Origin of the sequence: Rubritalea spongiae, assembly GCF_042652385.1 — a bacterium.
Taxonomy (GTDB): domain Bacteria; phylum Verrucomicrobiota; class Verrucomicrobiia; order Verrucomicrobiales; family Akkermansiaceae; genus Rubritalea; species Rubritalea spongiae.
Map to the genome: position 1 here is coordinate 760,805 of NZ_JBHSJM010000001.1, position 22,800 is coordinate 783,604.

The window sequence follows — 22,800 nt, forward strand, 5'->3', positions numbered from 1 at the left end:
TTATCCCATGACTTCGATCTTGATCAAACTGCCCTCCTTGCGCATCTTCCCGCCATGGCAACTGAACACATCGACGTCAACTACGTGGCTAATCTAGCACGTGTCGAGCTCACTACTGAAGAGGCTGAAACCTTCGGCAAACAACTCGACGAAATTCTTGGGTATATCGACAAGCTCTCCGAGCTCGACGTAGAAGGCATCGAGCCTACTGCTCACGCCTCACCAGTGTTCGACCGCATCCGAGAAGACGTAGCTAAACCAGGCCTCGAACGCGATGCATTCCTCGACAATGCTCCTGACACAGCAAATGACCAACTCCGCGTCCCTAAAGTCATCGAGTAGTTCTATCTCAGCTTATTGGTCTGCCAACTGCACACTACCAACTGAAAACTTTTACAATGCTTTCCACAGAATCTATCACTTCCCTGCGCGCCAAACTTACCGCAGGTGAAATCACACCCGTCGACATCATCGATGCACTCGAAACTGCCATCAAAGAAAAGGATGAAGCCATCGGCGGCTACCTTTCTTACGACTTCGATGCCGCGCGTGAAGAAGCAAAAAATGCGGATCTCAGCCTACCACTAGGTGGCATCCCAATCGCGATCAAAGACAACATCAACGTCAAAGGTCAACCACTCACCTGTGCATCTAAGTTCCTCGACGGCGCCTTCACCTCACCTTACGACGCCACAGTCATCACCAAACTCCGCGAAGCCGGCGCCATTCCATTTGGTCGCACCAACCTTGATGAGTTTGCCATGGGTTCCACTTGTGACAACTCAGCTCTCAAGCAAACCAACAACCCAGTCGACCTCAGTCGCGTACCTGGTGGTTCCTCCGGTGGTTCAGCTGCCGTCGTTGCTGCTGACACAGCTATTGCTGCGCTTGGCTCCGACACTGGCGGGTCGATTCGTCAGCCAGCATCACATTGTGGCGTAGTTGGACTCAAACCTTCCTACGGACGTGTTTCGCGCTACGGCCTGGTTGCTTTCGCCTCATCACTCGATCAGATCGGACCAATGACCAAATCTGTCGATGACGCCGCTCTCCTACTCAATGCTATCACCGGATATGATTCGGCTGACTCGACTTCGATTGATGGCGAAAATACAGATTTCACCGCCGACATCGATTCAGGTGTGGCAGGCATGAAACTCGGTATTCCGAAAGAATATTTCAGCGACGCCATCGATCCAGCAGTCAAAGCGATTTTCGATGAAACAGCTACCAAGCTCGAAGCCGCTGGTGCTGAGCTAGTTCCCGTTTCACTCCCTCACACCGAGTACGCCGTTGCGACCTACTACATCATCGCCCCAGCAGAAGCATCCTCGAACCTTTCTCGTTTCGATGGTATACGCTACGGGAATCGCGCTGAAAACCCAGAAAACCTCATCGACCTCTACCGTAAATCACGCGCACAAGGTTTCGGTGCAGAAGTAAAACGCCGCATTATCCTCGGCACTTACGTGCTCTCTTCTGGTTACTACGACGCCTATTACACAAAAGCGCAAAAAGTCCGCACGCTCATCCGCAAGGACTTCACAGACGCCTTTGAAACAGTCGATGCCATACTCTCACCAGTAGCTCCTACAGCAGCTCCGAAACACGGTGAAAATGCTGACGACCCACTGCAAGATTACCTTGCAGACATCTGTACCATCGCCGCGAACCTCGCCGGCATTCCAGGAATCTCAGTCCCAGCAGGCACTGTCGACTCAGACAACGGAAATAAACTCCCAGTCGGCCTACAAATCCTCGGCCCAGACCTCGGCGAATCCACCATTCTTAAAGTCGCAAAGACCGTAGAGAAGCTCTAAAGCTTCCATAAAATAGCTTTATCACGCTGCCAAAAGCTCCAACTCAAAAGTTGGAGCTTTTCGTTTTCTGTGAAGATACCCAGATTTTGCACATAAAAATGGCAACGCTTTTCAGATGCCGCTAATACCATTTGAGTGGATAGATTGTCGGAATAGCGGTGTTAATTTGGCCTTCATCTCAAGGCATGACGAAGGATTGTAGCAGGCTACATGACTGAGGAAAAACGCAGAAATGAAGCCGAAGTAATGCCGCTCTTTATTGTAATCAGCTCCGCTGACTAGCGTTCATATCAAAATCATCCATTCCGACAATATAGCCGGGAGAATGGTATAATCTCATTTTCTCGTATTTTTCAAAAAATAGCTCTGGCTCCCATCACATGCTGAAGCTCCATTTGCGAACACCCCCCTCAAGTTTATCTCTCTCCACGCAGTCGAACCGCGTTCTCATCTGTCTCCAAATAAAAAAGACCGCCAAACTCGAAAGTAAGGCGGTCGATTGTAAATGGTCGGGGAGACAGGATTCGAACCTGCGACATCCGGCTCCCAAAGCCGGCGCTCTACCAAGCTGAGCTACTCCCCGATCGAAGTATTGCACCTCGCAGTAAACTGCTGAAATCTTGGTTGCTCTCGCGGTGCGGCGGGAAATTGCACAATGCGCCCACCAAATGCAAGCTCTGTTTTGAAGATTTCTCAAAAACTTGGCTCTTCATCAAAGGTTGGGGATATGAGGCATGCCCCCTATGCTTAATAAGCTAAATATGGGTCTGAATGATTCCCCCCCTTCAAGTCCAACATAATCATACCTCCACCATTCAGGTAAAGCTGCAGTTTCAACTCGAGCCGCTGCGACGCTCCATTTACAAGTTTCATGATCAAGGCTTGTGTTCTAAAACATTAGCCAAAACTAAAGGCCTGGGACAGGCTACCATAAGTAGGATTTACGCGCAGTTCACAGTCCTCAAAGCCAAAGAACGCCTCTCAGAGTGCTGTCCTCAGGTTCTTGGCATCGATGAACCCACCTTGCACAAAGCTAAGCGCTTCAGCACCACGCTCTGCGACCTGAAGAACCACAAAATCTTTGATGTGGTGGAGGGGCGCAGCAACTCTGAACTCGAAACATACTTCACCCAGTAAAAGGCAGAGACAAGGTGCGCGTCGTCTGTATCGACCTATCCAGCCCTCAAACTCATCCATAAACACATGCACCAAATCAGAAGACTCATGAATCAAAAGGAACGCAATAAACAGCAATACAGAAAGCTAGCCCGAGTACTTGTCGGCCACATCCGCAAACTCAAGTACTCACATAGCAAACCCATGGAAACCTTAGCGAAGACACTTCAAGCATGGTTGGAAGCTATTGGCTGCATGTGGAGGTTCACCAAGAACAATGGAATCACAGAAGGCTTTCATAGAAAATGACACTCATCCAACGACGAGCATACGGATTTAGAAACTTCAAAAACTTCAAAAACTACAGATTACGCGTGATCGCTCAATGTGGCGAACCAACACAATAAACTAAAAACATGCCTCTCCCCAAACTTTGGTGTAGACCCAAGAATAAACCCTGTAGCTCAAAAAGAGCTACAGGGTTTTCCCTCATAAAAAAGTTACACCTCCCAATGTAACTTCCTAGAAAATGGTGGGCAGAGAAGGATTCGAACCTTCGTACACTTACGTGAGCAGATTTACAGTCTGCCGCCTTTAACCACTCGGCCATCTACCCATCGTAGAAAATTTCGAATCTTGCGATTCTGCGGTTAGCACCCCTTGCGAGGCGGGGGATTTCTAAGACGGTTCCCGACGATCTGCAAGTTAAAAACGTTACTTTTTTACAATTATTTTTATCTGCTATTGCGCCACTCACATTTCACCATGAAACTGCATCCAACAATGGAATTCACGCCAGAGATTCAAAAACGCAACATCCAGTTCATAGCCAAACGCTTAGGGTTTTCGGACTGTAGAATTGCTACGGTCAAACGCGCTTCTCACGCTGATCGATACCTAGAATGGGTCGAGCAAGGTTGTGCTGGAGAAATGGCTTGGCTTGAAAAAAATAAACACAAAAGAGTCCATCCTGGTGAAGTTTTAGAGGGTGCTCGCTCCATTGTCACCCTGGCTCTCAACTATTACCCAGGAAATCAAGCTGACTCAGACGACTATAAAATCGCCCGCTACGCTTGGAATGATGACTACCATGACATCATCGAAGATAAATTGCGCGACCTCGACATAGCCCTCTCGGACATGGGTGGCCGCCAACGCTACTATGTCGATACCGGCCCCGTGCTCGAACGCGATTTTGCCAATGATGCAGGCCTCGGCTGGAATGGGAAATCTACTGTCCAAATCCACAAAGAATTCGGCACCTGGTTCTTTCTTTGCGAACTCATTACCACTCTAGATCTCAAAGCTGACTCCCCCTTTGGTGACCATTGCGGCAAATGCACCCGCTGCATCGACCATTGTCCGACAAATGCCATCACTGGCCCACGTGAAATGGACGCACGCCGCTGTATCTCCTATCTCACCATCGAACACGGTACCAGCATCCCAGAAGAACTTCGTCCACTCATGGGCGACCGCATCTACGGCTGCGATGTCTGTCTCGAAGTCTGTCCGTGGAATCGTTTCGCAAAACTCAGCCAGGAAACCAAACTCCACGCTCGTAAAGAAATTTTTCAATATTCACTACGCGACTTCGCCAAAATGGACGTCGACACCTTCCGCAAGACATTCGCCAAGTCCCCCATCAAGCGGATCAAACACAACCGCTTCATCCGCAACGTATGCGTCGCTCTTGGAAATACAGGAACAAGTGAAGATCTGTCACTCCTAGATACTCTCGTAAAAGAAAATGACCCACTCATCGCAGAACACGCGGAGTGGGCCATTCAACAAATTAAACTCCGTTATCAGGTTTCTAATTCCTAATTCCCCAAATCTCCCATCGCCCACTGGATTCCATTCAAGTAAATGGACAGAACTTTCGGATTCCAGAAAATATGGTCATTGTGCCCGAGTGAACAATAGAACACACGGCCTTCGCCATATTCTCTCGTCCAGCTCACACCAAAATCGTTATCCTTACGCTTGATCCCTTTCACCTCCATCGTGGTGTTCTCTGTATCCAAACGAAGTAACATATTTACCTTTGAAGAATCATAAGGCTCCTTGTGCTGATAGATTTCTTCTTTAAAATTCAATGGCTCACCATCGGACATTGCTGCGAGAATCGGATTACCCTTCGCTGAATCATCAACCTTAATAGTCACATCCGTCGAACTCCTCCATGGATGACCATTAAAATACCCACCAATGATTTCGCCGTACTCGGGCCATTCATAAAAGGTATCTGTAGCTGCGTGAATACCGATAAATCCACCACCATTCTTAATGAAGTCAGCTAAGTTCTGCTGTAGCTCTTTTTCCTTTTCTAAGACTTCTTTCTTCTGCTCTGCATCGAGCAACTTGAACTTCACTCTGTGCGGTCGAAACACCTCACTCGTCGTGTTGTTGAAACAAATAGCGTCAAACTCAGAAATTTTATCTTTTTCAAAATTACTCAAATCATCGCTGACTACCGCCTCGTAGGCACCAGTTTTCTCACCCATCATCACCAATGCCTGCTTTCCAAGATCAATCGATTTATGACGATAGCCGTTCGTCACACTAAATACTAAAAGCTTTCGTTTTTGCTCAGGCTTAGTCACCTTCTTCGGAATAGATGCTTCGACCTTCGCCAAATTTTCAGCAGAGACCTGCTGCTGCTTCCCTCTTTTATTGGCAGCAATACCTACTGCGACCCCTAACCCTGTGAGAGCAACTAACAACGGAAGTGTGCGTGATTTCATGACTCGAATTACTACTACATTCCTCATCTAGCTACTAACAAAAAATGGCACACAGGACGAACCCTGTGTGCCATTTTGCGAAATGATATCGTTCTATGAATTAATGCGCGCGACAGAATTCTTCGAAACGTGTAATGCCTTCGTTAAGAACATCGAGAGTCGTACAATAGGAAATACGAATGCAGTTGTCGTTACCAAACGCGATACCTGGCACTGCCGCCACGCGGTAGCGATTGAGAAGTTTATCACAAAGATTCACAGACTTCATACCAAGCTGTTCACAATTGACGAAGAAGTAGAACGCACCCTCTGGCTCAACTACACTCACATTTGGAATCGCTTTGAGGCGAGCGAGCATGAATTGACGGCGAACATCGTATTCAGCACGAAGGTCTTCGACAAAAGTGCTATCCTGCTCGAGAGCAGCCAAACCGCCATACTGTGCAAAAGTACATGCGTTCGATGTTGTATGGCCTTGAATCTTGCTAATTGCTTGCGCCATTTCAGCAGGCGCTGCAATCCAACCAAGACGCCATCCAGTCATGGAGTAGGCCTTAGAAAAACCACCAACAGTGATAGTGAGATCGTAGAGTTCCTTAGAAAGGGAAGCGATAGAAACGTGCTTCGCCTCATTGTAGATAAGGTGCTCGTAGATCTCATCGGAAAGGATAGTGATATCTTCTAACAATGCCACTTCACCGAGCGCCTTAAGCTCCTCAGCAGTGTAGACAGCACCAGTTGGGTTACCTGGAGAGTTGATGATGATCATCTTTGTGAGACCAGTCATATTCTCTTCAAACTCATCAGGAGTAAGCTTCCAGCCATTCTCTTCCTTAGTCTCTACGATTACTGGAACACCACCTGCTAGACGAACCATCTCTGGGTAAGACACCCAGTAAGGTGCAGGAATAATCACTTCGTCACCTTCCTCGACCACGGCCATGATCGCATTCATGCAAGAGTGCTTAGCGCCGCTATTCACTACTACTTGACTCGCTTCGTAGTCCAAGCCATTTTCCTTCTTAAGCTTCTTAGAAATTGCTTCGCGCAATTCTGGAATACCCGCTGCTGGCGTGTACTTGGTTTTACCATCCTGAATCGCTTTAATAGCAGCTTCTTTAATGAAGTCAGGTGTGTCGAGATCTGGCTCTCCGCCGGCAAGTCCGTAGACTTCTTCACCCTTTGCCTTCATTGCCTTAGCTTGGTTAGTGATGCTAAGAGTCAGCGATGGGGTGACCTGAGTTACGCGTGATGATATGCTTTCCATGATTGACGATGTATTAAAATGTTCGCGCCCGAGAGGCGAAGTCAATCTTTGTCGGAAACCACTCCCCCTCTGGAGTCGAGGCATTTATTAAAGCATCCCACTTTTCATGCAAGAGAAATGCCAGTCTTGCTCACGAATTCTTTACTAGAGCTTACTCTTCATCAGAAAATGGCTGAACGGAAACCCGGTAAATCATCCAATCTCCCCCACTCCGAGTAGCTATTTTAAAACAACACACTCTCTGTGGGCTCTATTTATGTCCGCGAGCACTGACCCATTTACCCTTTCGGATCACTTTAGAAATTTGTATCCCTTCGGCTTCTGCAGCAGCCTTTGTTTCTTCCCATTGCTCATACAGAATACCTGAGACAACAAGATCTCCATCTTCTTTCAGCGCTTTCGCGATCACCCCAAAAGCTTGCTGCAAAATCGTAGAAAATAAGTTAGCTACCACTACATCCCACTGCTGAGGAGGATTCCATTGCAACACATCCTGTTCGAGAACCTTAATTCCATTCACTTTATTTAAGACAAGGTTCTGCTTGGACACTCGCACCGCCTGCGGATCAAAATCATGCGCTTCACAAGTACTCGCTCCCAATAAACGAGCGGCTATTGCCAATACAGCAGTCCCACAGCCTAGATCTAACATTTGCCAATCGGCGCCTCTGCGCTCACGAGAAATGTCTACAATCTGACGCAAACACGTAGAAGTCGTAGCGTGATCACCGGTACCAAATGCCATCTCAGCAGGCACTCGGACCACAGTTCTATCAGGATATTCATCCTGCAGCGCCTTCACTGCCTTCGCTTCACGGCTTCCAGTAATTAACAACGCATCGCGAATCTTCAATGGCGGACGCGCCACCTCAGAGATAGCCGCCCAGTTCTGATCTTTCACCGAACGAACCGATCCACCAAATTGCTCCTGAATCGCTTCCGCTTCTTTCTGCGTTTCACAGTAAACCTCCACACGAATCGACTTTCCCCCTTTGATCTCGTTAATCACGCTGTTAGGGTTCCCGTAAAAACGTTCTTCCCAAGCGTCGAGCCACTTCACAGATGATAATTTGGACCAATGCCACATAGCCAATCTCTAGATCACTAACAGCAGCGAAGCAAGAACATAGCAGATCGAATCACAAACACATAATAGCGCCATTAAGCTATAAGCTACCTACTCAATTTCAAAATGGTCGAGAAGACAATAGCATCACTGCTCCGTAACAGATCTGCTATTGGCAAAATGCCCGCCGCATTCTGAAGTATTCAAGAATGATGTACGCCACGCAGTCGAACTGAGTTCTCATCTCTTTCTCCACATAAAAAAGACCGCCAAACTCTAAAGTAAGGCGGTCTTTTTTAAATGGTCGGGGAGACAGGATTCGAACCTGCGACATCCGGCTCCCAAAGCCGGCGCTCTACCAAGCTGAGCTACTCCCCGATCGAAGTATTGCACCTCGCAGTAAACTGCTGAAATCTTGGTTGCTTTCGCGGTGCGGCGGGAAACTGCATCAATCGCTTTAAGATTACAAGCTCTCTTTTACAAAAAAATGAATTCTCTTAAATAACCTCACACTACACGACAATTTTTTTGGGAAAAGCTCCATTATCAATCCATCCTAAAAACTGATTCCACAGTTGCTCTAAGCGTTTGGGGTGATTGAGCATTTCAATCACATGCTCGAGGCCAGCCCTGAAGTAACTCTTGCGTTTTATATAAGCAGGCAGGGTTTTGTTATGCTTCAAAATGACTCCCCAACTAAAACAGAAGAAGAAGCTTAGGGTGACCACGGCTACTAGTGTGTCGACTCTTTTTGCTTCCCTTAGATGAGTGTCTTCTATGTTGAGCCCTTTCTTTTTGAAGTGACCAAAGAGTACTTCAATACCCCAGCGACGCTGATAGGCGTTCAGAGCTTTCTTACTTTTGAAACGGTTACTCACGACGTAAAGCGTTTGGGTACGTTGTGTTCGAACTTCTTTTTTACCAAAATAGAGATTCATTCCCCAGATACTTTGGCGTTCTACCCGCGAGCGTTTACACTCCATAGCGAGTAGATCACCAACAATGGTATTTGCTTTGATTCGCAACACAAAAGTAACTTCCTTCTTGTCTAACCAAGCAAGCCACCTCTTCCCGTGGAATTCGCGATCCATAGCAATGAAGTAAATGTCCTTGGCAGGCAGAACTTCGAGAAGTTTACTCATTAGCCCAATGCGTAGCTTTGTGTTGGAGTTCCCTCGTTTGGAAGTCTGTGGTAAGGTTTGCCAAACGAGAGGAACAGCTATTTTTCCCACAATCACTCCGATAGTTAGGATGTTGATGTGAGTTTTACCGAACTGCCAATTGGTTCGATCAATACTCAAAATATAGCCATCCTTAGGTTTAGGGATTTTTCCCAAAATGAGTTGCGTGATAGCGAGCATGGGCAGTTCCCATGTGGCAAAGAACCTTTGGAACCGACGGTAACGACTACTTTGTGAGCACTCCATTTGGCTATCCGTGGCCAGCTTCACCAAATTGACAGATCGAGACTTTGTGATCGCAAAAATAATGTCAGCGAGACACTTGAGACGTGAAAGATTCCCTCCAACCTGCTGTCTCAGAGTTGTTAGTATAGAAATGTGTAAAGACATGCCTATTTTGCGGCATGGCACTTGTAGTCAAGGTTTTATCTAACAAGCAGTTGTGATTTTTTGTCGTGTAGTGTGAAATAACCTACACATCATCTAAAGATTGTGCTCTTACACCATATTCATTCACAATCACTAACATCGGACGACAACAAACTTCACAATCATAGTCTAGGCCGTGTGGACAAATTGACTATCTAATCCAATCCATTATGGATGCAAGACATATGAAGGATACGAAAGTCTCGCTCAATCTATCGTAGCGAGTGCCTATTCTTCTATAGCGCTTAATTCTAGCAAAGTAGTTCTCTACTACATGACGCCTTTTACCGACTTCTTTGATATAAAAAGGCTTCTTCTTTCGATTTTTTCGCCCTGGTATGAGTGCCACGCCTCCGAGCTTTTCAATATGCTCTCTCAAGGCATCTGAATCGTAACCTTTGTCAGCAAGTACAATACAGTCGGCAAGTTCACCTAATAGCTCTTCAGCTGTTTTTATTTCAGCTTCATTGCCTGGACGAAGGATTAGATCTAGCAACTTTCCATTACTATTTGTCATCGCATGTAGCTTACTGTTTCGACCACCCTTTGTTTTCCCAAAGCATTGATCTTTAGAGGTGTCACATTGATAGCAAGCATCTTGGTGAACTTTAATGTGAGACCCATCAATGATTTTGAATTGATCCTCGTTTTTGAGTTTAGCTGTGGCCTCTAGTAACTCCTTGAAGACTCCTTTTTTAGACCAACGCAGATGAAATCGATAGACACTATTCCACTTTCCGTAGCGCTCAGGAAGCTGATTCCACTGGGCTCCTGTTACCAGAATCCACCAGATTCCGTTCAGAGTTCGGTCAAAATTAGCAGGTTTTCTGCCTTTTCCTGAACTGTTAGATTTTCTCTGCTGAGATTTAAGTTAATTTTTTTAGGTGCTCTTTGAGCACGTCCGGCATCGCTGTCGCAAATTTATTCATTTTCCAGCGGCAGAATGCCGGATTTCATTGATAAATCAACGATTAATCAATTTGTCCACACGGCCTAATGCAACCTCCTCTTCTCGATATTTATCAGGAAGTGCAATTTCAAAGTATTCAAAACAACTTGGGCATTGAATTTCACCAAATTCCATTCTCTACTCCTCTCAAATTAGTTCCTCCACAACAAGTTGAATCCACTCAACCAAGCTCAAGGTGTTTCATCAATTAAATCTAACTTTTAAGATTTTCTTATTATGCAGGATTTCTGCATTGCCTTGGCATGAGATTTACTAAAGTATCCAAGTGATCTGCACACAATCATGTCTGACGAACGTTACGAAATAAGAGGGAAAATTGGTCAAGGCGGCGTCGGTGCCGTGTACCGCGCATATGACACCCAACTGCGCCGCGAAGTTGCCATCAAACGAGTTTTAGCCGATGAAGGCTATGAAGACTCAGATGTAGCCACTCGCAACTTACTTAAAGAGGCAACCGCGCTCTCCTCAGTGCAGCACCCGCACATCTGTACTGTGTACGATGCAGGTATGGACAAAGAAGGCCCATACGTTGTCATGGAGCTCATCAACGGAAAGACCCTCGATGAGATGGTCGAACGCGGAACTCTCACTTATGATGATTTCCGTGAAGTCGCCATCCAGTCTCAAGAAGCAATGATTGCGGCACAGGACCTCGACCTTGTCCACCGTGATCTTAAACCGTCAAACGTCATGGTCTGTTGGCTCCCTTCTGGCAGATTCCAAGTCAAACTCGTAGATTTTGGTCTCGCTAAATTTTCAGCGAAACCCTCACTGCAGACTATCGATCACGGTGATGCCGTATTCGGTTCAATTTTCTTCATGGCTCCCGAGCAATTCGAACGCACACCGCTCGACCGCCGTACAGACATGTACTCACTCGGGGCCATGTATTATTATTCACTAGCAGGCACCTACCCGTTCAATGGTGATAGTGCTCCACAAGTAATGGCCAGCCACTTGCAGAACTCCGTGCAGCCACTCCACGAACTTCGCCCCGATCTTCCACAATGGGTCTGTGACTGGGTTATGTGGCATATCGCTCGCGACATGAATGACCGCCCAGAATCTGCGCGCGTTGCTCTAGAAAAATACCTTGCCGACGAAGCTGCTGCTACCCAAGGCGGAGCTGCAGCCTCACTCCGCACTGGTCCACAACTCATCATTCCAGCCACATCAGCACAAGCCAACAAGCCTGCTAGTGCCGTCGACTCAAAAACTTCACCTCAGAGCATTTCACCTCCAGGCGGAAATAAAACACTCACATCTTCTCAACCAGTTCGCCCAGCATCAGCAGTTACCGGAAGCACTGCAGTCCAACCTGCTAGACCACAAGTAACCCCCAATGCGAATGTCAGCACTGCCCCTACAAATACAGCACCCCAAACTACTCCAGAAGAGGAAATTGAAAATACACAAGACGCTCCAGCGGCACCTCCAACATCGCAAGGATTGAGCGGCTCGCAGAAGAAGATGCTTATCGGCGGCCTATCAGGCGCAGTTGCTATCCTCGTTGCCGTCCTTGTAGTTCAAAGTTCCTCTGGCAAGGAAGCTGAAGAATTCAACGACCTCGTCGGACAAGTCAGCGATCTCACAGCTAAGGATCTCCCTACTACCGAGAAACAATTCCAACTCTTAGTCGATTCACTCTCTGAGAGTGACATCAAGAATCGTAACGCAATATTCAGACGACTCTATCTAGCGAAAGCTGTTGGCAATTACTCGCCAGACGCCATCCTACTCGAACTCCTCCGTGCAAATACCCTCACTGGCGAAGACAAACAAAACCTCGTCATTTGTATCGGCAAACGTGGCGAACCAGAAGCTATGAAAGAGCTTCTTCAGTTCGCTGTCGATAATCCAGATGAACCATCAGCCCGATTCGCTCTCGAAGCTGCTAGTAAAAACGCTTCAGAATCTGACTTCGGAACCTTTATCAACATTCTCTCCGAAACCACTGATTCCACTATCAACCAAGCTGCCGAGCGCGCTCTGAAAAAGATTATTTCAAACAGTCGCCGCAAGAATACTCTAGCAGATCAGCTTATTGGTGCGTTCGACGCGAGTCTTGATAGTAATTACAAGCTCACCATGATCCGTCTGCTCGGAACCACTGGTAGCGATGCAGCTCTTAACAAGCTCACCAGCAATCTTAAGAGCCAACAATCCCAAGAACGTATTGCTGCAGCTACGGCATTTGCCGATTGGCCAAACGATGAGCCCTTTAATATTCTCATCGACGCCTATGAAGAAGAAGACAACTCCAGCGTGAAAGAACGCATTCTGAAATCTGCAACCGAGTTAATCAGCGCAGACCGTTTACATGACCCTAACGAAATTGAAAGTTACTGGGTCACTCTATCAGGCTACGCTAACACTGATTCACAGAAAAGCAGGATTATCACCGAAGCCGTACGCGCAAACCAAGCATGGTCTGTGATCATTCTCAACAGTTACCTAGACTCCAGCCACTCGAAACGCATTAGAGATCTGGCAGGGCGTGGTCTCAAAAAGCTCAAAAAATAGACACACTCCAACCAAACTTATTAACTTATCTGTGATTTTATAATTTTTACGATTGTCATCCCACTCAATCTCAGTCCACTATACAAACAACATGAGAAAAATCCTACTTTCCGCAACTGCTGTTCTCCTGTCCGTGACCTGCGCTCATGCAGATTTCCACGCACCTCCAGGCTCCAACTACACATCTGGCCGCAAACTCGGCCGTGCAATTTCTAACATCCTCTACGGAGTTGTTGAAATTCCTGAGCAAATCGTTCGCAAGAGCGACCAATACGGACGTAAAGCTGGTTACTCCTACGGCGTAGTCGATGGAACAAGCCGCGCATTTTCCCGTATCGGTTATGGCTTCTATGAACTCTTCACTTTCCGCTGCCCAACATTCCACGGAACATTCAAACAGCCATACATGAAGTGTGGACAAGACAACCGCATCGAAATGAACGTCCATGAAGGTCTTTCTGAGTTCCCACCTGAGCTTGGTTTCGAGACATACTTCAACCACTCACGTAGCCAGAGCTACTAAGGTCATATCGATCACCAACTTTTCAAAAAACGCTCAGCCTTCCAGCTGGGCGTTTTTTTATGCCTTTCTAGGAATACTTTGTAACTAAACCGCCTCTAATTTCTGCTAGACTCCGATAATAAAGGAGTCAGACTGAGAATCTTATAATATCATCAATGTACGACTTGAACTAACAGATCCAACTAACTCTATGAAAACAATCATTTCAAGCGCCCTCCTCGGTGGCGCAGCGCTCACACTTCTCAGCTCCTGCAACAAATCTACTGAAGAAACAGATGCAGCCATGTCACCGAATGCGGTATTACGTTTTTCAGCAATACCAGATGAAGACACCACTGCCCAAGACGCACGCTTTCAACCAGTCGCTGACTACCTCGCTAAGGAACTCGGCATTCAAGTTGAATTTGTAGCATCCCCTAACTACGGAGCTTCAGTTCAAAAGTTTGCAGGCGGTGACATCCAACTAGCATGGTTTGGCGGAGTCACAGGTGTCCAAGCTCGCCAACAAGTAGAAGGCGCTAAAGCGATTGTTGCAGGTGAAGCTGACCTCGCTTTTAAATCATACTTCATCGCAAACACATCCACAGGCCTCACGCGTAGCGAAGAATTCCCGATAGCGATCAAAGACCTTAAATTCACCTACGGCTCTCAGAACTCCACCTCGGGCTGTATCATGCCAACCCATTTCATCATGGAGTCATCAGGCCAGACTCCACAGGAATTCTTCACTCAAGAATTCGGATTCTCAGGATCACATGACAAAACTGCAGAACTCGTCAATGCTGGCACATTCCAAGTCGGCGCTCTCAACTTTAAAACCTACGAAAAGGGCATTGCGAGCGGTGCTATCGATGAAGCAAAATGTGTCGTAATCTGGGAAACTCCCACTTATGCAGATTACAACATGACTGCTCACCCAATTCTCGACGAACAGTTCGGCGAAGGCTTCATCGATAAACTCCAAACAGCACTCATTGAATGTGATGACGATGCCGCACTTGCTGCCCTCGGCCGTGAAAAGCTCGTAGCTGTCGAGAATTCCACATTTGACGGCATCGCTTCCGTCATGGAAAAAGTCGACTTTAAGAAGTAATTTCTTTCTAATACAACCAAGGGGCTACTCTGTCCCTTGGTTTTTTTGTCTCGATGATTCAGCTCACCAATGCCCACCTCAGTTTCGGCAGCACACACGTGCTCCTAGGCTGCGACCTTCAAATCAATAAAGGTGAAAAAGTGGCTCTCATTGGCCCATCTGGATCAGGAAAAAGCTCGCTACTCAAAACGATTGCCAGCGAATATCTACTAGATTCTGGCTCAGTCATATTAGAAAATTCAGAAACCTCCCAACTCAGCAGCAAGCAGCTTCAGCAACTCCGATGTGCAATAGCCTATATACCTCAAGACCTTGCTCTGGTTCCTAATATTAAAGTTAGTCAGAACGTTCTTCTAGGAAAAGTCGGAACTCGCAGCACCTGGCAAACACTACGCCACCAACTTCTCACCCCAAAAATCGAATTAGAAAAAATCCTCTCGATCCTCAAGGAAGTTGGAATTCCAGAAAAATTATTTCATCGCACCGATTCACTGTCGGGCGGCCAGCAACAACGCGTCGCCATCGCACGTGCACTCTATCAGCAAGCCTCAGTCATCCTAGCAGATGAACCAGTATCAGCTGTCGACCCATCACGCGCTCATTCGCTTCTGCAGTGCCTCACCTCTCTCGCAGAAAAAAACAAAGTCACCTTACTTTGCTCACTGCACAACCTGGAATATGCAAAACGCTTCTTCCCTAGGATTGTTGGTATGCGTAATGGGAAAATCCTATTCGACGGCAAATCAGAAGCCTTCACAGAACAGGATTTCAAGCAGCTCTATTCATTAGACAATGACTAGATCCCACTCCATACGCCAACCGCTATGGTCTTGGAGACGTGCGATTCTGCTCAGCACTCTGATTCTATTTCTTTATTGCCTCGCTCAACTGGGACTAGATTTCATCAAACTCCCACCGAGCGCCGACCCAATCTCAGCTGCTAAACATTTTCTATCAGCAGCATTTCAACCCGCTCTCAGCGACCAAAACCCCAGCTTGCCAGCTGATACACCTCCTTTCCTTCATAGGATCCTCGAAGGCATACTTACCACACTGCGCTATGCCTTTATAGCCATGTCCATCGCAGTCCCCGCAGGACTCACTCTTGGATTCTTTTGCTCAAGCGCGTGGTGGCCACTCAAACGTCAACGTTCACGTTCCTACCTCATTCCCCTTGTTAGAGGTTTTCTATTCGTACTGAAAACTAACATCAGAGCACTCATCACCTTCATGCGCTCGATCCATGAGCTGATCTGGGTTCTACTCTTCCTCGCATTTCTCGGGGACTCCCCCATTACTGCCTGTATCGCCCTCGCGCTGCCATTCACCGGAACATTGGCAAAAGTCTTCTCAGAACTCATCGATGAACAAGATGATTCTAACAGCAAACAGATCCGACTCACAGGTGGCAACAGCCTCCAAGCATTTTTTGGAGCACGCCTCCCACAGGCTCTCCCCGATCTCGTCACCTACACCATGTACCGCTTAGAATGCGCTATCCGCTCCTCAGCGGTGCTCGGATTCATCGGCATTGAAACCATCGGACTCAGCATCTACCAATCCTACGAAAATACCTATTACAATGAAGTCTGGACTGAACTCTACCTACTCGTTTTCACAGTCATGCTCTTCGACATTCTCGGCTCCTACGTAAGAAAACGTATCCAACGTGCTCCCATTTCAAATACCGCAGTAGAAAACCTAACGATTTCCTCACTCAAGCGCGCACGACCGAAATGGAAGAGCCTTCCCTACATTTTCTCAGCCTTGGCTATTGCTGTAATCCTCTCTTGGTTTTGCGGAGCTAACCTCGACCAATACCATTCTCACCTTAGTCGCTGGGACCGCACACAGGACTTTCTCACCCAGCTTATTCCATCCCCAGTCCAAGCTACAGGCCAATGGCCCGACGCTCTTCCGTGGCTAGAAAACCTGTGGAGTTCCAGCGGTGCTCTTGCACTCAAAAACACCCTCATCATTGCTACCACAGCACTCCTGCTCGCTGCAATATTTGGCTACACCCTCGTCCCATGGGCGAGCCGGAACATCTCTACAAGTATTCCATTCGGTATCAAAAAAGCACTAACCAACCCCGCTATCACACTCATGTGGAATGCCTGGGGCTTCACCATGCGGCTTCTTTTCCTCATCGCCCGCTCTATTCCAGAATACATTCTCGCCTTCCTACTCATCGGCATACTCGGCGCACACGCATGGCCACTGATCTTCGCACTCGCCATTCATAACTTTGGAATCCTCGGACGGCTCTGGGCTGAAGTCAGTGAAAACCACGATGAGCGCCCCGCCAAACAAATCATCGTCCGCGGCGGCTCTCGGATGCAGTCCTACCTCTGTGGCATTCTCCCCACTAGCTTCAACAGACAAATCCTTTTCATCTTTTATCGATGGGAAACCTGCGTGCGCGAGTCCACCATCCTCGGCATGCTCAGCCTCAGCTCACTCGGTTATTACATCAGCCAAGAAGCTGCATTTCTCCGCTACGACAGCATGCTGTTCTTCATTCTCTTAGGAACCATTGTGATTTTCCTCAGCGACATCCTCTCAGTCACCCTCAGAGCACAACTTAAGAAAGCATAAAAAACTCCAACCCAGCCTGCGCCAAGTTGGAGTATAAATTGTTCTAATAAGTCCCCCGTTAAAATCATTCAATCCTAAGCGTGCTCTTATCCAGCACGCTTTTTTCTTTAAATGATCTACAAGAAATCGCCTTCTCAGCGCGTAAACCTTCTAGATTTTTCTAACAGTATGCGCCCACCAAAGCATTCCAATCAACCTGAAACCGCCCACCTGTTCCAACCTCTGCTCATCGATATTCTTGACCCGACCCACGAGCTCGTCGTCTTAGCAGCGAAAATCGACTGGGACTGGCTCGACGGACAACTCTGCGAATTGTACTCGACCACGGGGCGCGCCGCCATTCCCACCCGACTCATGGTTGGCCTGCATCTACTCAAACATGCCAAGGCTCTCTCTGACGAAGAAGTCTGTCGACAGTGGAAAGAGAATCCCTACTTCCAACTCTTTTGTGGTGAAAAATATTTCCAGCACCGCTTCCCGATCGAGCGCAGCTCCATGACCCATTGGCGCAAACGCATCGGTGATAAGAAACTCGAAACCCTCATCAGTGAACTGCTACGAGTTGCGCATCAAACAGGAGCCCTGGACATTGAAAGCCTGAGCAAGGTCATCGTCGACACCACCGTCCAGCCCAAGAACGTCACTCATCCCACCGATGCCAAGCTCGCTTTGCGCGGACTCACAGAGCTTGTCAAAATGGCAAAACTCCACGGCATCAAACTGCGCCAATCTTACGCGAAGGAGGCCAAGCGACTCGCCATCATGGCTGGTCGCTACGCCCATGCCAAACAGTTCAAACGCATGCGTAAGACTCTCAAAAAACTCAAGGGACGTCTTGGCCGCGTGGAGCGCGACATCGCCCGCAAAATCAATGGCAACGCGGGCCTTGAAGAGACCTTTCGCCTACCATTTTACAAAGCCTTCCTCATCCGCACGCAGAAGCCGCGCGACAAGGTGAAGATCTACAGCTGGCACGCCCCGGAGGTTGAATGCATCGCCAAAGGCAAGGCGCACAAACCCTACGAATTTGGCATCAAAGTTTCGGTGATCACACCGATGGAACGCTCTGCAGGCGGGCTGTTCGTCCTGCACAGCGAAGCCATCGAAGGCCGGCCTTACGACGGCCATACCCTTAATCGGGTCATTCAGGCAACCCGAGCCATCAGCGGCATCAAACCCGAACGCATCTACGTGGATAAAGGCTATGTCGGTCACGACTACCCAGACAAGCGCGCAGTTTTTCGCAGCGGACAAATCCGTGGCGTGACCCCCGAGATCAAAAGAGAGCTTCGGCGACGCTCCGCGGTCGAACCAGTCATCGGACACATGAAAACCGACGGTCACCTAGGACGCAATTACCTCCACGGCAAGGATGGAGATAAGATCAATGCAGTTCTGTGTGGCGCAGGCCACAATATGCGCCTTCTGCTCAAGTGGTTCGCCACTTTTTTGCTCAAAATCCTCAGTACAATCTTTCCGCAAAAAAGCTCCAGCCACAGACCGGAGCTTCAATGCGCTTGAAAAATGCTATTTTTAACGTGGGACTAATAACAATTACTTACATCGTCATTCCTCCGTCACAGGCAACTACTTGACCAGTGATGTAACGAGCTTCTGGGCTCGCGAGGAAGAGTGTTAGGTTAGCAATATCTTCGGTCTCACCAAATTCTTTAAGCGGAATATTTGCGAGAATCCCTTCACGGAGCTTCTCATCTAATTCATCGGTCATATCAGTTGTAATGAAACCTGGAGCAATCGCATTACAGCAAACCTTACGACCTGAAAGTTCCTTGGCTACTGACTTAGTGAATCCAATCAAGCCAGCCTTAGATGCTGCGTAGTTTGCTTGTCCAGCATTTCCAATAAGACCAATCACAGAAGCTAGGTTGATGATACGCGGATCTTGCGCCTTCATCAGATTACGTTGAAATGCCTTCACCGTGTTGAACGCTCCCTTGAGATTTGTGTCGAGCACTGTATCCCAATCGGAATCCTTCATTCGCATCAGCAGTCCATCACGCGTTACGCCTGCATTGTTAACCAGAACATTAATCCCACCGAAGTCAGCAATGATCTGTTTGCCTAGAGCCTGTACAGCATCGTAGTCAGCTACATCTACTGCATAAGCTTTTGCCGATTCAGGAAATTCTTCGTTGATCGCGTCCGCTGCACCTTGGCAACTTCCCTCACTCCGGCTGATCACTGCTACCTTTGCTCCTTCCGATGCAAACGCGCGAGCGATCGCTTTACCAATACCACGGCCTGCGCCGGTCACTACTACTACTTTATCTTGAAAGCGTGCCATGCCTTTCTTTCCCATGGATATAGTAGACTGCCAAGCCAGAAGTGCAGCGCCCGGCTCACTCTAGTGAGCTAGAGCCTGTTTTGCCGCAGCTTGCGCTAAATCAGAGTTCTCTGAAAATGCGGTAAATGGATGCTCCTCAAGCTCGTCAGTAGCTTCACTGTTCTCCCGAGGCTCGATCTCAAGCCTACCAAGAAGGTCGTCATAATGCACAACCTCGAACTTGCCATCACTGTGTTCAAAAATACAACTCAAGGTCTCTACCCAGTCCCCGCTGTTAAGGTAATGCCTGTCACCTATCATTTTATCCGCAGGAGTGTGAATGTGACCACAAATGATCCCATGGCATTGCCGTAACACCGCCAGCTCCTGTAGCTTTTCTTCGTAACTATCCACAAAACTCACAGCAGACTTCACCTTCGCTTTCACCGCTTTGCTCAAAGAAAAATAATCCTTACCTCTCCATCTACGATAGTAGTTATAAAAACGATTCACTCGGAGTAAGAAGTCGTAACCGACAGCCCCCACATTCGCGACCCACTTGTGATTCGTCGAAACGCTGTCAAATCCATCACCGTGCACAACCAGGTAGCGTTCACCTCCAACAGCTTCGTGGACGCACTCTTTGACAATTTTGATACCACCTATTTCAAAAGGTAAAATCTTCTCCAAGAAGTCATCGTGATTTCCACGTATATAAATCACTTCCGTTCCCTCTTTCTCCATCTTTTTGAGAAGGCATCGCAACACCTTAGTATGCGACTTTTTCCACTTCGATCCACGACTCAGAGCCCAGCCGTCAATAATATCTCCGTTCAGATAAATGCGTTCACACTTTACCGCCTTAAGCACCTCGACCACCTCTCTAGCCTTACTATCCGAGGTTCCAAGATGGACGTCGGAAATAAACAAACTCCGAAGCTTCAGCTGGCAGCGTTTATTAACACGACGCTGAGTCACAGGCTGAGTCAAAATCATCTCCTCAAGGTGCCTCTCAAAATCAGAGGTCACTTTTTCCCAACTCTGCCCTTTAATCGAATCGATAGCCTTCTTTGCAATCCTCCCATCACCAACTACACTCAAAGACTGAACAGCCAACTCCTGAAACTCTTCGGCATCTCCAAAAGCCGCATGCAAACCATTCTCTCCATGTTCTATGTAAAGTGATGACGCCGCATAATTATAACTCACCGTCACCAAACCACTCGCCATACCTTCTAACAGCACATTGCCAAAAGTTTCTGTCTCGGATGGGAAAAGCAAAATATCTGCCGATGCATAGCAACGTGCAAGTTCCTCCCCCTGTTTCACTCCGACAAAGTGCACACCTTCGTGCTTCGCTTCCATCACCTCGCGCATTGGTCCATCGCCCACTACAACAACCTGTAACTTCGGTTCAACCAAGCTCATTTCTGCCACCAGCTGCATGGCAAAATCGAGGTTCTTCTCTGCAGCAAGACGCCCCACAATAATAACAACCGGCGAATCACCTTTCGCTCCCCATTCAGCACGTAGCTCTGCACTGCGCTTATCTGGATTGAACAAGTTTACATCAACCCCTCGGCCTAACAACTTCACATTGGAGAACCCTTCCTTCTCTAACATCTTCACAGCATCTTGCGATGGAGCCATCGTCATATGCGCCTTAGCATGGACATTCTTGAGATAGCTCATGGCTGGCTTCTCCATATTAGCAATTTTATACTTACTAAAATACTGATGGAAATTTGTGTGAAATCCCGCCGCCACAGGAATCCCCATTTCCTTCGCCGCCTTGATCGCCGAAACCCCAAGCGGGCTTTCAGTTGCCACATAAATTGCATCAGGACGCTTACGCTTCCAGCGTTTACGCAGTTTAATGGGACTTGGTAAACCAACTCGAACTTCTTTATAGCCAGGGAGACTCACAGCTTGTTTCACTGTCTGTCCTGATTCACATTGCTCTCCAGTGTGAATCACATGAACGTAGTGACCGCGCTCTTTCAAACATTGCGTAAGTCGTCCAAGTGTCATCGCAACACCGTTTATATCAGGAGGAAAAGTGTCGCTTACAAATTCAATTCTCATTAGCTCAAGGTTAAATCTCTTCCGCTTATACTCATTCAGCCATCCTCGCCTAGCCCCCTGCTGAAACTATTTCGACACACTCCATCCCCAGATAAACTGATAAGCTCTTGGTAATCATCTAAACTTGTCTTCACCAACACACGCGCCGATCCATCCACCATTGGATACAAAAAAAACACATTCTGTAAATTAGCCACCATTATTTTGGTATAGGCTCCATAGTATACGTTCTCTTAAACTTGGACGAAAAACGAACTATGAAACTGAAATCAATTTTCGCCGCCTTCATCGGCTCCGCAGCCTTGTGCCTCGCCGCAGAATCCAAACTCGTGGACATGAGCCCATCTGAAGACGCCATATCTCTCTTCGATGGAGAAACCCTCGATGGCTGGGTACTCACAAAAGCAGACAAACCATGGTGGTCGGTCCATGATGGAACGATCACTGGTGGTAGTCTTAAAAAGAATGTTCCATTCAATACTTGGCTCGTCTCTGAGAAACAATATGAGAACTTCGAACTCACCTTCAAAATCAAACTCGTCGACGGTGGCCCGCCAAATGACCTTCTCAAAAACTCTGGCGTTCAGGTGCGTAGCCACCACGCAGGAAAGCACGTCACAGGGTATCAGATCGATGCCGGCCCGACCCACCCGAAACAACAAATCAACGGTGGACTAGGATACTGGGGAAATATTTGGGATGAACACCGCAGAGGTGCACTTGTCACAGCACAAAATCAAGAATCACTCAAAGAAAGCGTCAAGCAGTTCGATGGCTGGAATTCCTACAAAATCATCTGCGACGGCAAAAATATAAAAACATGGATCAACGGCATCCTCGCCCACGATTACACAGAACCTGATGCAAAAATTCCAGCCAATGGAATCCTCGCCCTGCAAGCTCACAAAGGTGGCAAATTCCTAGTGCATTTCAAAGATCTGAAAATTAAAGAACTTGCAGCAACAGAAGGCTCCACTAAATGGGGAGATCCAGACATGAGCACTGGTAAAAAGAAAAAGAAACGCCCAGCGAAACGCGGCGCTGCCACCCAGTAAAGCTTTCAAAGTACGCACAATCATTCAAATAGCTCAGCGGCCT

At 47.6% G+C, this 22,800-nt stretch carries 17 protein-coding genes, 3 tRNA genes and 2 pseudogenes; 12 read left to right on the forward strand and 10 right to left on the reverse strand.

The window, feature by feature from the left end; genetic code table 11:
* Window positions 1-54 precede the first annotated feature (54 nt).
* Both gatC and gatA read left to right on the forward strand, forming a co-directional pair.
* The gene (gene gatC / locus ACFPK9_RS03655; protein ID WP_377093310.1) at window positions 55-342 is read left to right on the forward strand and encodes an Asp-tRNA(Asn)/Glu-tRNA(Gln) amidotransferase subunit GatC; all 288 of its coding nucleotides are present in this window, start codon (window positions 55-57) and stop codon (window positions 340-342) included.
* A 56-nt stretch (window positions 343-398) separates the two neighbouring features.
* Complete coding sequence (gene gatA / locus ACFPK9_RS03660; protein WP_377093311.1) at window positions 399-1,820, forward strand: Asp-tRNA(Asn)/Glu-tRNA(Gln) amidotransferase subunit GatA; 1,422 nt, start codon at window positions 399-401, stop codon at window positions 1,818-1,820.
* A gap of 506 nt (window positions 1,821-2,326) precedes the next feature.
* Here gatA and ACFPK9_RS03665 read toward each other — a convergent pair.
* A tRNA-Pro gene (locus ACFPK9_RS03665) sits at window positions 2,327-2,403 on the reverse strand.
* A 188-nt stretch (window positions 2,404-2,591) separates the two neighbouring features.
* On the opposite strand from ACFPK9_RS03665, the gene ACFPK9_RS03670 reads away from it, so the two are divergent.
* Together ACFPK9_RS03670 and ACFPK9_RS03675 are read left to right on the forward strand one after the other, a co-directional pair.
* Complete coding sequence (locus ACFPK9_RS03670; protein WP_377093312.1) at window positions 2,592-2,957, forward strand: transposase; 366 nt, start codon at window positions 2,592-2,594, stop codon at window positions 2,955-2,957.
* A 66-nt stretch (window positions 2,958-3,023) separates the two neighbouring features.
* Window positions 3,024-3,343 (forward strand): annotated as a pseudogene (locus ACFPK9_RS03675) (transposase).
* Window positions 3,344-3,466: 123 nt separating this feature from the next.
* On the opposite strand, the gene ACFPK9_RS03680 reads toward ACFPK9_RS03675, so the two are convergent.
* Window positions 3,467-3,552, reverse strand: a tRNA-Tyr gene (locus tag ACFPK9_RS03680).
* Window positions 3,553-3,701: 149 nt separating this feature from the next.
* Here ACFPK9_RS03680 and queG point away from each other — a divergent pair.
* Window positions 3,702-4,763: a tRNA epoxyqueuosine(34) reductase QueG gene (gene queG, locus ACFPK9_RS03685; protein WP_377093313.1), complete on the forward strand. Its 1,062-nt coding sequence runs from the start codon at window positions 3,702-3,704 to the stop codon at window positions 4,761-4,763.
* On the opposite strand, the gene ACFPK9_RS03690 is transcribed toward queG, so the two are convergent.
* From ACFPK9_RS03690 to ACFPK9_RS03715, 6 genes and pseudogenes are all read right to left on the reverse strand, one after another.
* Window positions 4,760-5,683 (reverse strand): ThuA domain-containing protein, encoded by a 924-nt coding sequence (locus ACFPK9_RS03690; protein ID WP_377093314.1) that lies wholly within the window; start codon window positions 5,681-5,683, stop codon window positions 4,760-4,762. The genes queG and ACFPK9_RS03690 overlap by 4 nt on opposite strands.
* Before the next feature lie 100 nt (window positions 5,684-5,783).
* A complete protein-coding gene (locus ACFPK9_RS03695; protein ID WP_377093315.1) occupies window positions 5,784-6,950 on the reverse strand; it encodes a pyridoxal phosphate-dependent aminotransferase in 1,167 nt (388 codons plus the stop codon).
* Between the two features lie 250 nt (window positions 6,951-7,200).
* Window positions 7,201-8,037: a 50S ribosomal protein L11 methyltransferase gene (locus ACFPK9_RS03700; protein ID WP_377093316.1), complete on the reverse strand. Its 837-nt coding sequence runs from the start codon at window positions 8,035-8,037 to the stop codon at window positions 7,201-7,203.
* 280 nt (window positions 8,038-8,317) lie between these two features.
* A tRNA-Pro gene (locus ACFPK9_RS03705) sits at window positions 8,318-8,394 on the reverse strand.
* A 134-nt stretch (window positions 8,395-8,528) separates the two neighbouring features.
* Window positions 8,529-9,587, reverse strand: coding sequence for an IS4 family transposase (locus tag ACFPK9_RS03710; protein ID WP_377092544.1), 1,059 nt, complete (start codon window positions 9,585-9,587; stop codon window positions 8,529-8,531).
* A 190-nt stretch (window positions 9,588-9,777) separates the two neighbouring features.
* A pseudogene (locus ACFPK9_RS03715) lies at window positions 9,778-10,458 on the reverse strand (IS5 family transposase); the annotation flags it as partial.
* Between the two features lie 420 nt (window positions 10,459-10,878).
* On the opposite strand from ACFPK9_RS03715, the gene ACFPK9_RS03720 reads away from it, so the two are divergent.
* From ACFPK9_RS03720 to ACFPK9_RS03745, 6 genes are all read left to right on the forward strand, one after another.
* Window positions 10,879-13,119 (forward strand): serine/threonine protein kinase, encoded by a 2,241-nt coding sequence (locus ACFPK9_RS03720; RefSeq protein WP_377093318.1) that lies wholly within the window; start codon window positions 10,879-10,881, stop codon window positions 13,117-13,119.
* 91 nt (window positions 13,120-13,210) lie between these two features.
* On the forward strand, window positions 13,211-13,642 hold the full coding sequence (locus tag ACFPK9_RS03725) for an exosortase system-associated protein, TIGR04073 family (RefSeq protein WP_377093319.1): 432 nt from the start codon (window positions 13,211-13,213) through the stop codon (window positions 13,640-13,642).
* 190 nt (window positions 13,643-13,832) lie between these two features.
* A complete protein-coding gene (locus ACFPK9_RS03730; RefSeq protein ID WP_377093320.1) occupies window positions 13,833-14,735 on the forward strand; it encodes a putative selenate ABC transporter substrate-binding protein in 903 nt (300 codons plus the stop codon).
* A 53-nt stretch (window positions 14,736-14,788) separates the two neighbouring features.
* Entirely contained in the window at window positions 14,789-15,535 is a 747-nt protein-coding gene (locus ACFPK9_RS03735; RefSeq protein WP_377093321.1) for a phosphonate ABC transporter ATP-binding protein, read from the forward strand.
* Window positions 15,528-17,333 (forward strand): PhnE/PtxC family ABC transporter permease, encoded by a 1,806-nt coding sequence (locus ACFPK9_RS03740; protein ID WP_377093323.1) that lies wholly within the window; start codon window positions 15,528-15,530, stop codon window positions 17,331-17,333. The genes ACFPK9_RS03735 and ACFPK9_RS03740 overlap by 8 nt, the downstream gene beginning before the upstream one ends.
* 168 nt (window positions 17,334-17,501) lie before the next feature.
* Window positions 17,502-18,854, forward strand: a complete 1,353-nt coding sequence (locus ACFPK9_RS03745) for an IS5 family transposase (protein ID WP_377096537.1) — start codon at window positions 17,502-17,504, stop codon at window positions 18,852-18,854.
* A 37-nt stretch (window positions 18,855-18,891) separates the two neighbouring features.
* Here ACFPK9_RS03745 and fabG read toward each other — a convergent pair whose 3' ends face one another.
* Window positions 18,892-19,638 carry a 3-oxoacyl-[acyl-carrier-protein] reductase gene (gene fabG, locus ACFPK9_RS03750; RefSeq protein WP_377093324.1) on the reverse strand — a complete coding sequence of 249 codons (747 nt, stop codon included), beginning with the start codon at window positions 19,636-19,638 and terminating at the stop codon, window positions 18,892-18,894.
* Between the two features lie 60 nt (window positions 19,639-19,698).
* Window positions 19,699-21,702: a glycosyltransferase gene (locus ACFPK9_RS03755; protein WP_377093326.1), complete on the reverse strand. Its 2,004-nt coding sequence runs from the start codon at window positions 21,700-21,702 to the stop codon at window positions 19,699-19,701.
* 257 nt (window positions 21,703-21,959) lie between these two features.
* Here ACFPK9_RS03755 and ACFPK9_RS03760 point away from each other — a divergent pair, with 257 nt between their 5' ends.
* Entirely contained in the window at window positions 21,960-22,757 is a 798-nt protein-coding gene (locus tag ACFPK9_RS03760) for a 3-keto-disaccharide hydrolase (RefSeq protein WP_377093328.1), read from the forward strand.
* Window positions 22,758-22,800: the final 43 nt, after the last annotated feature.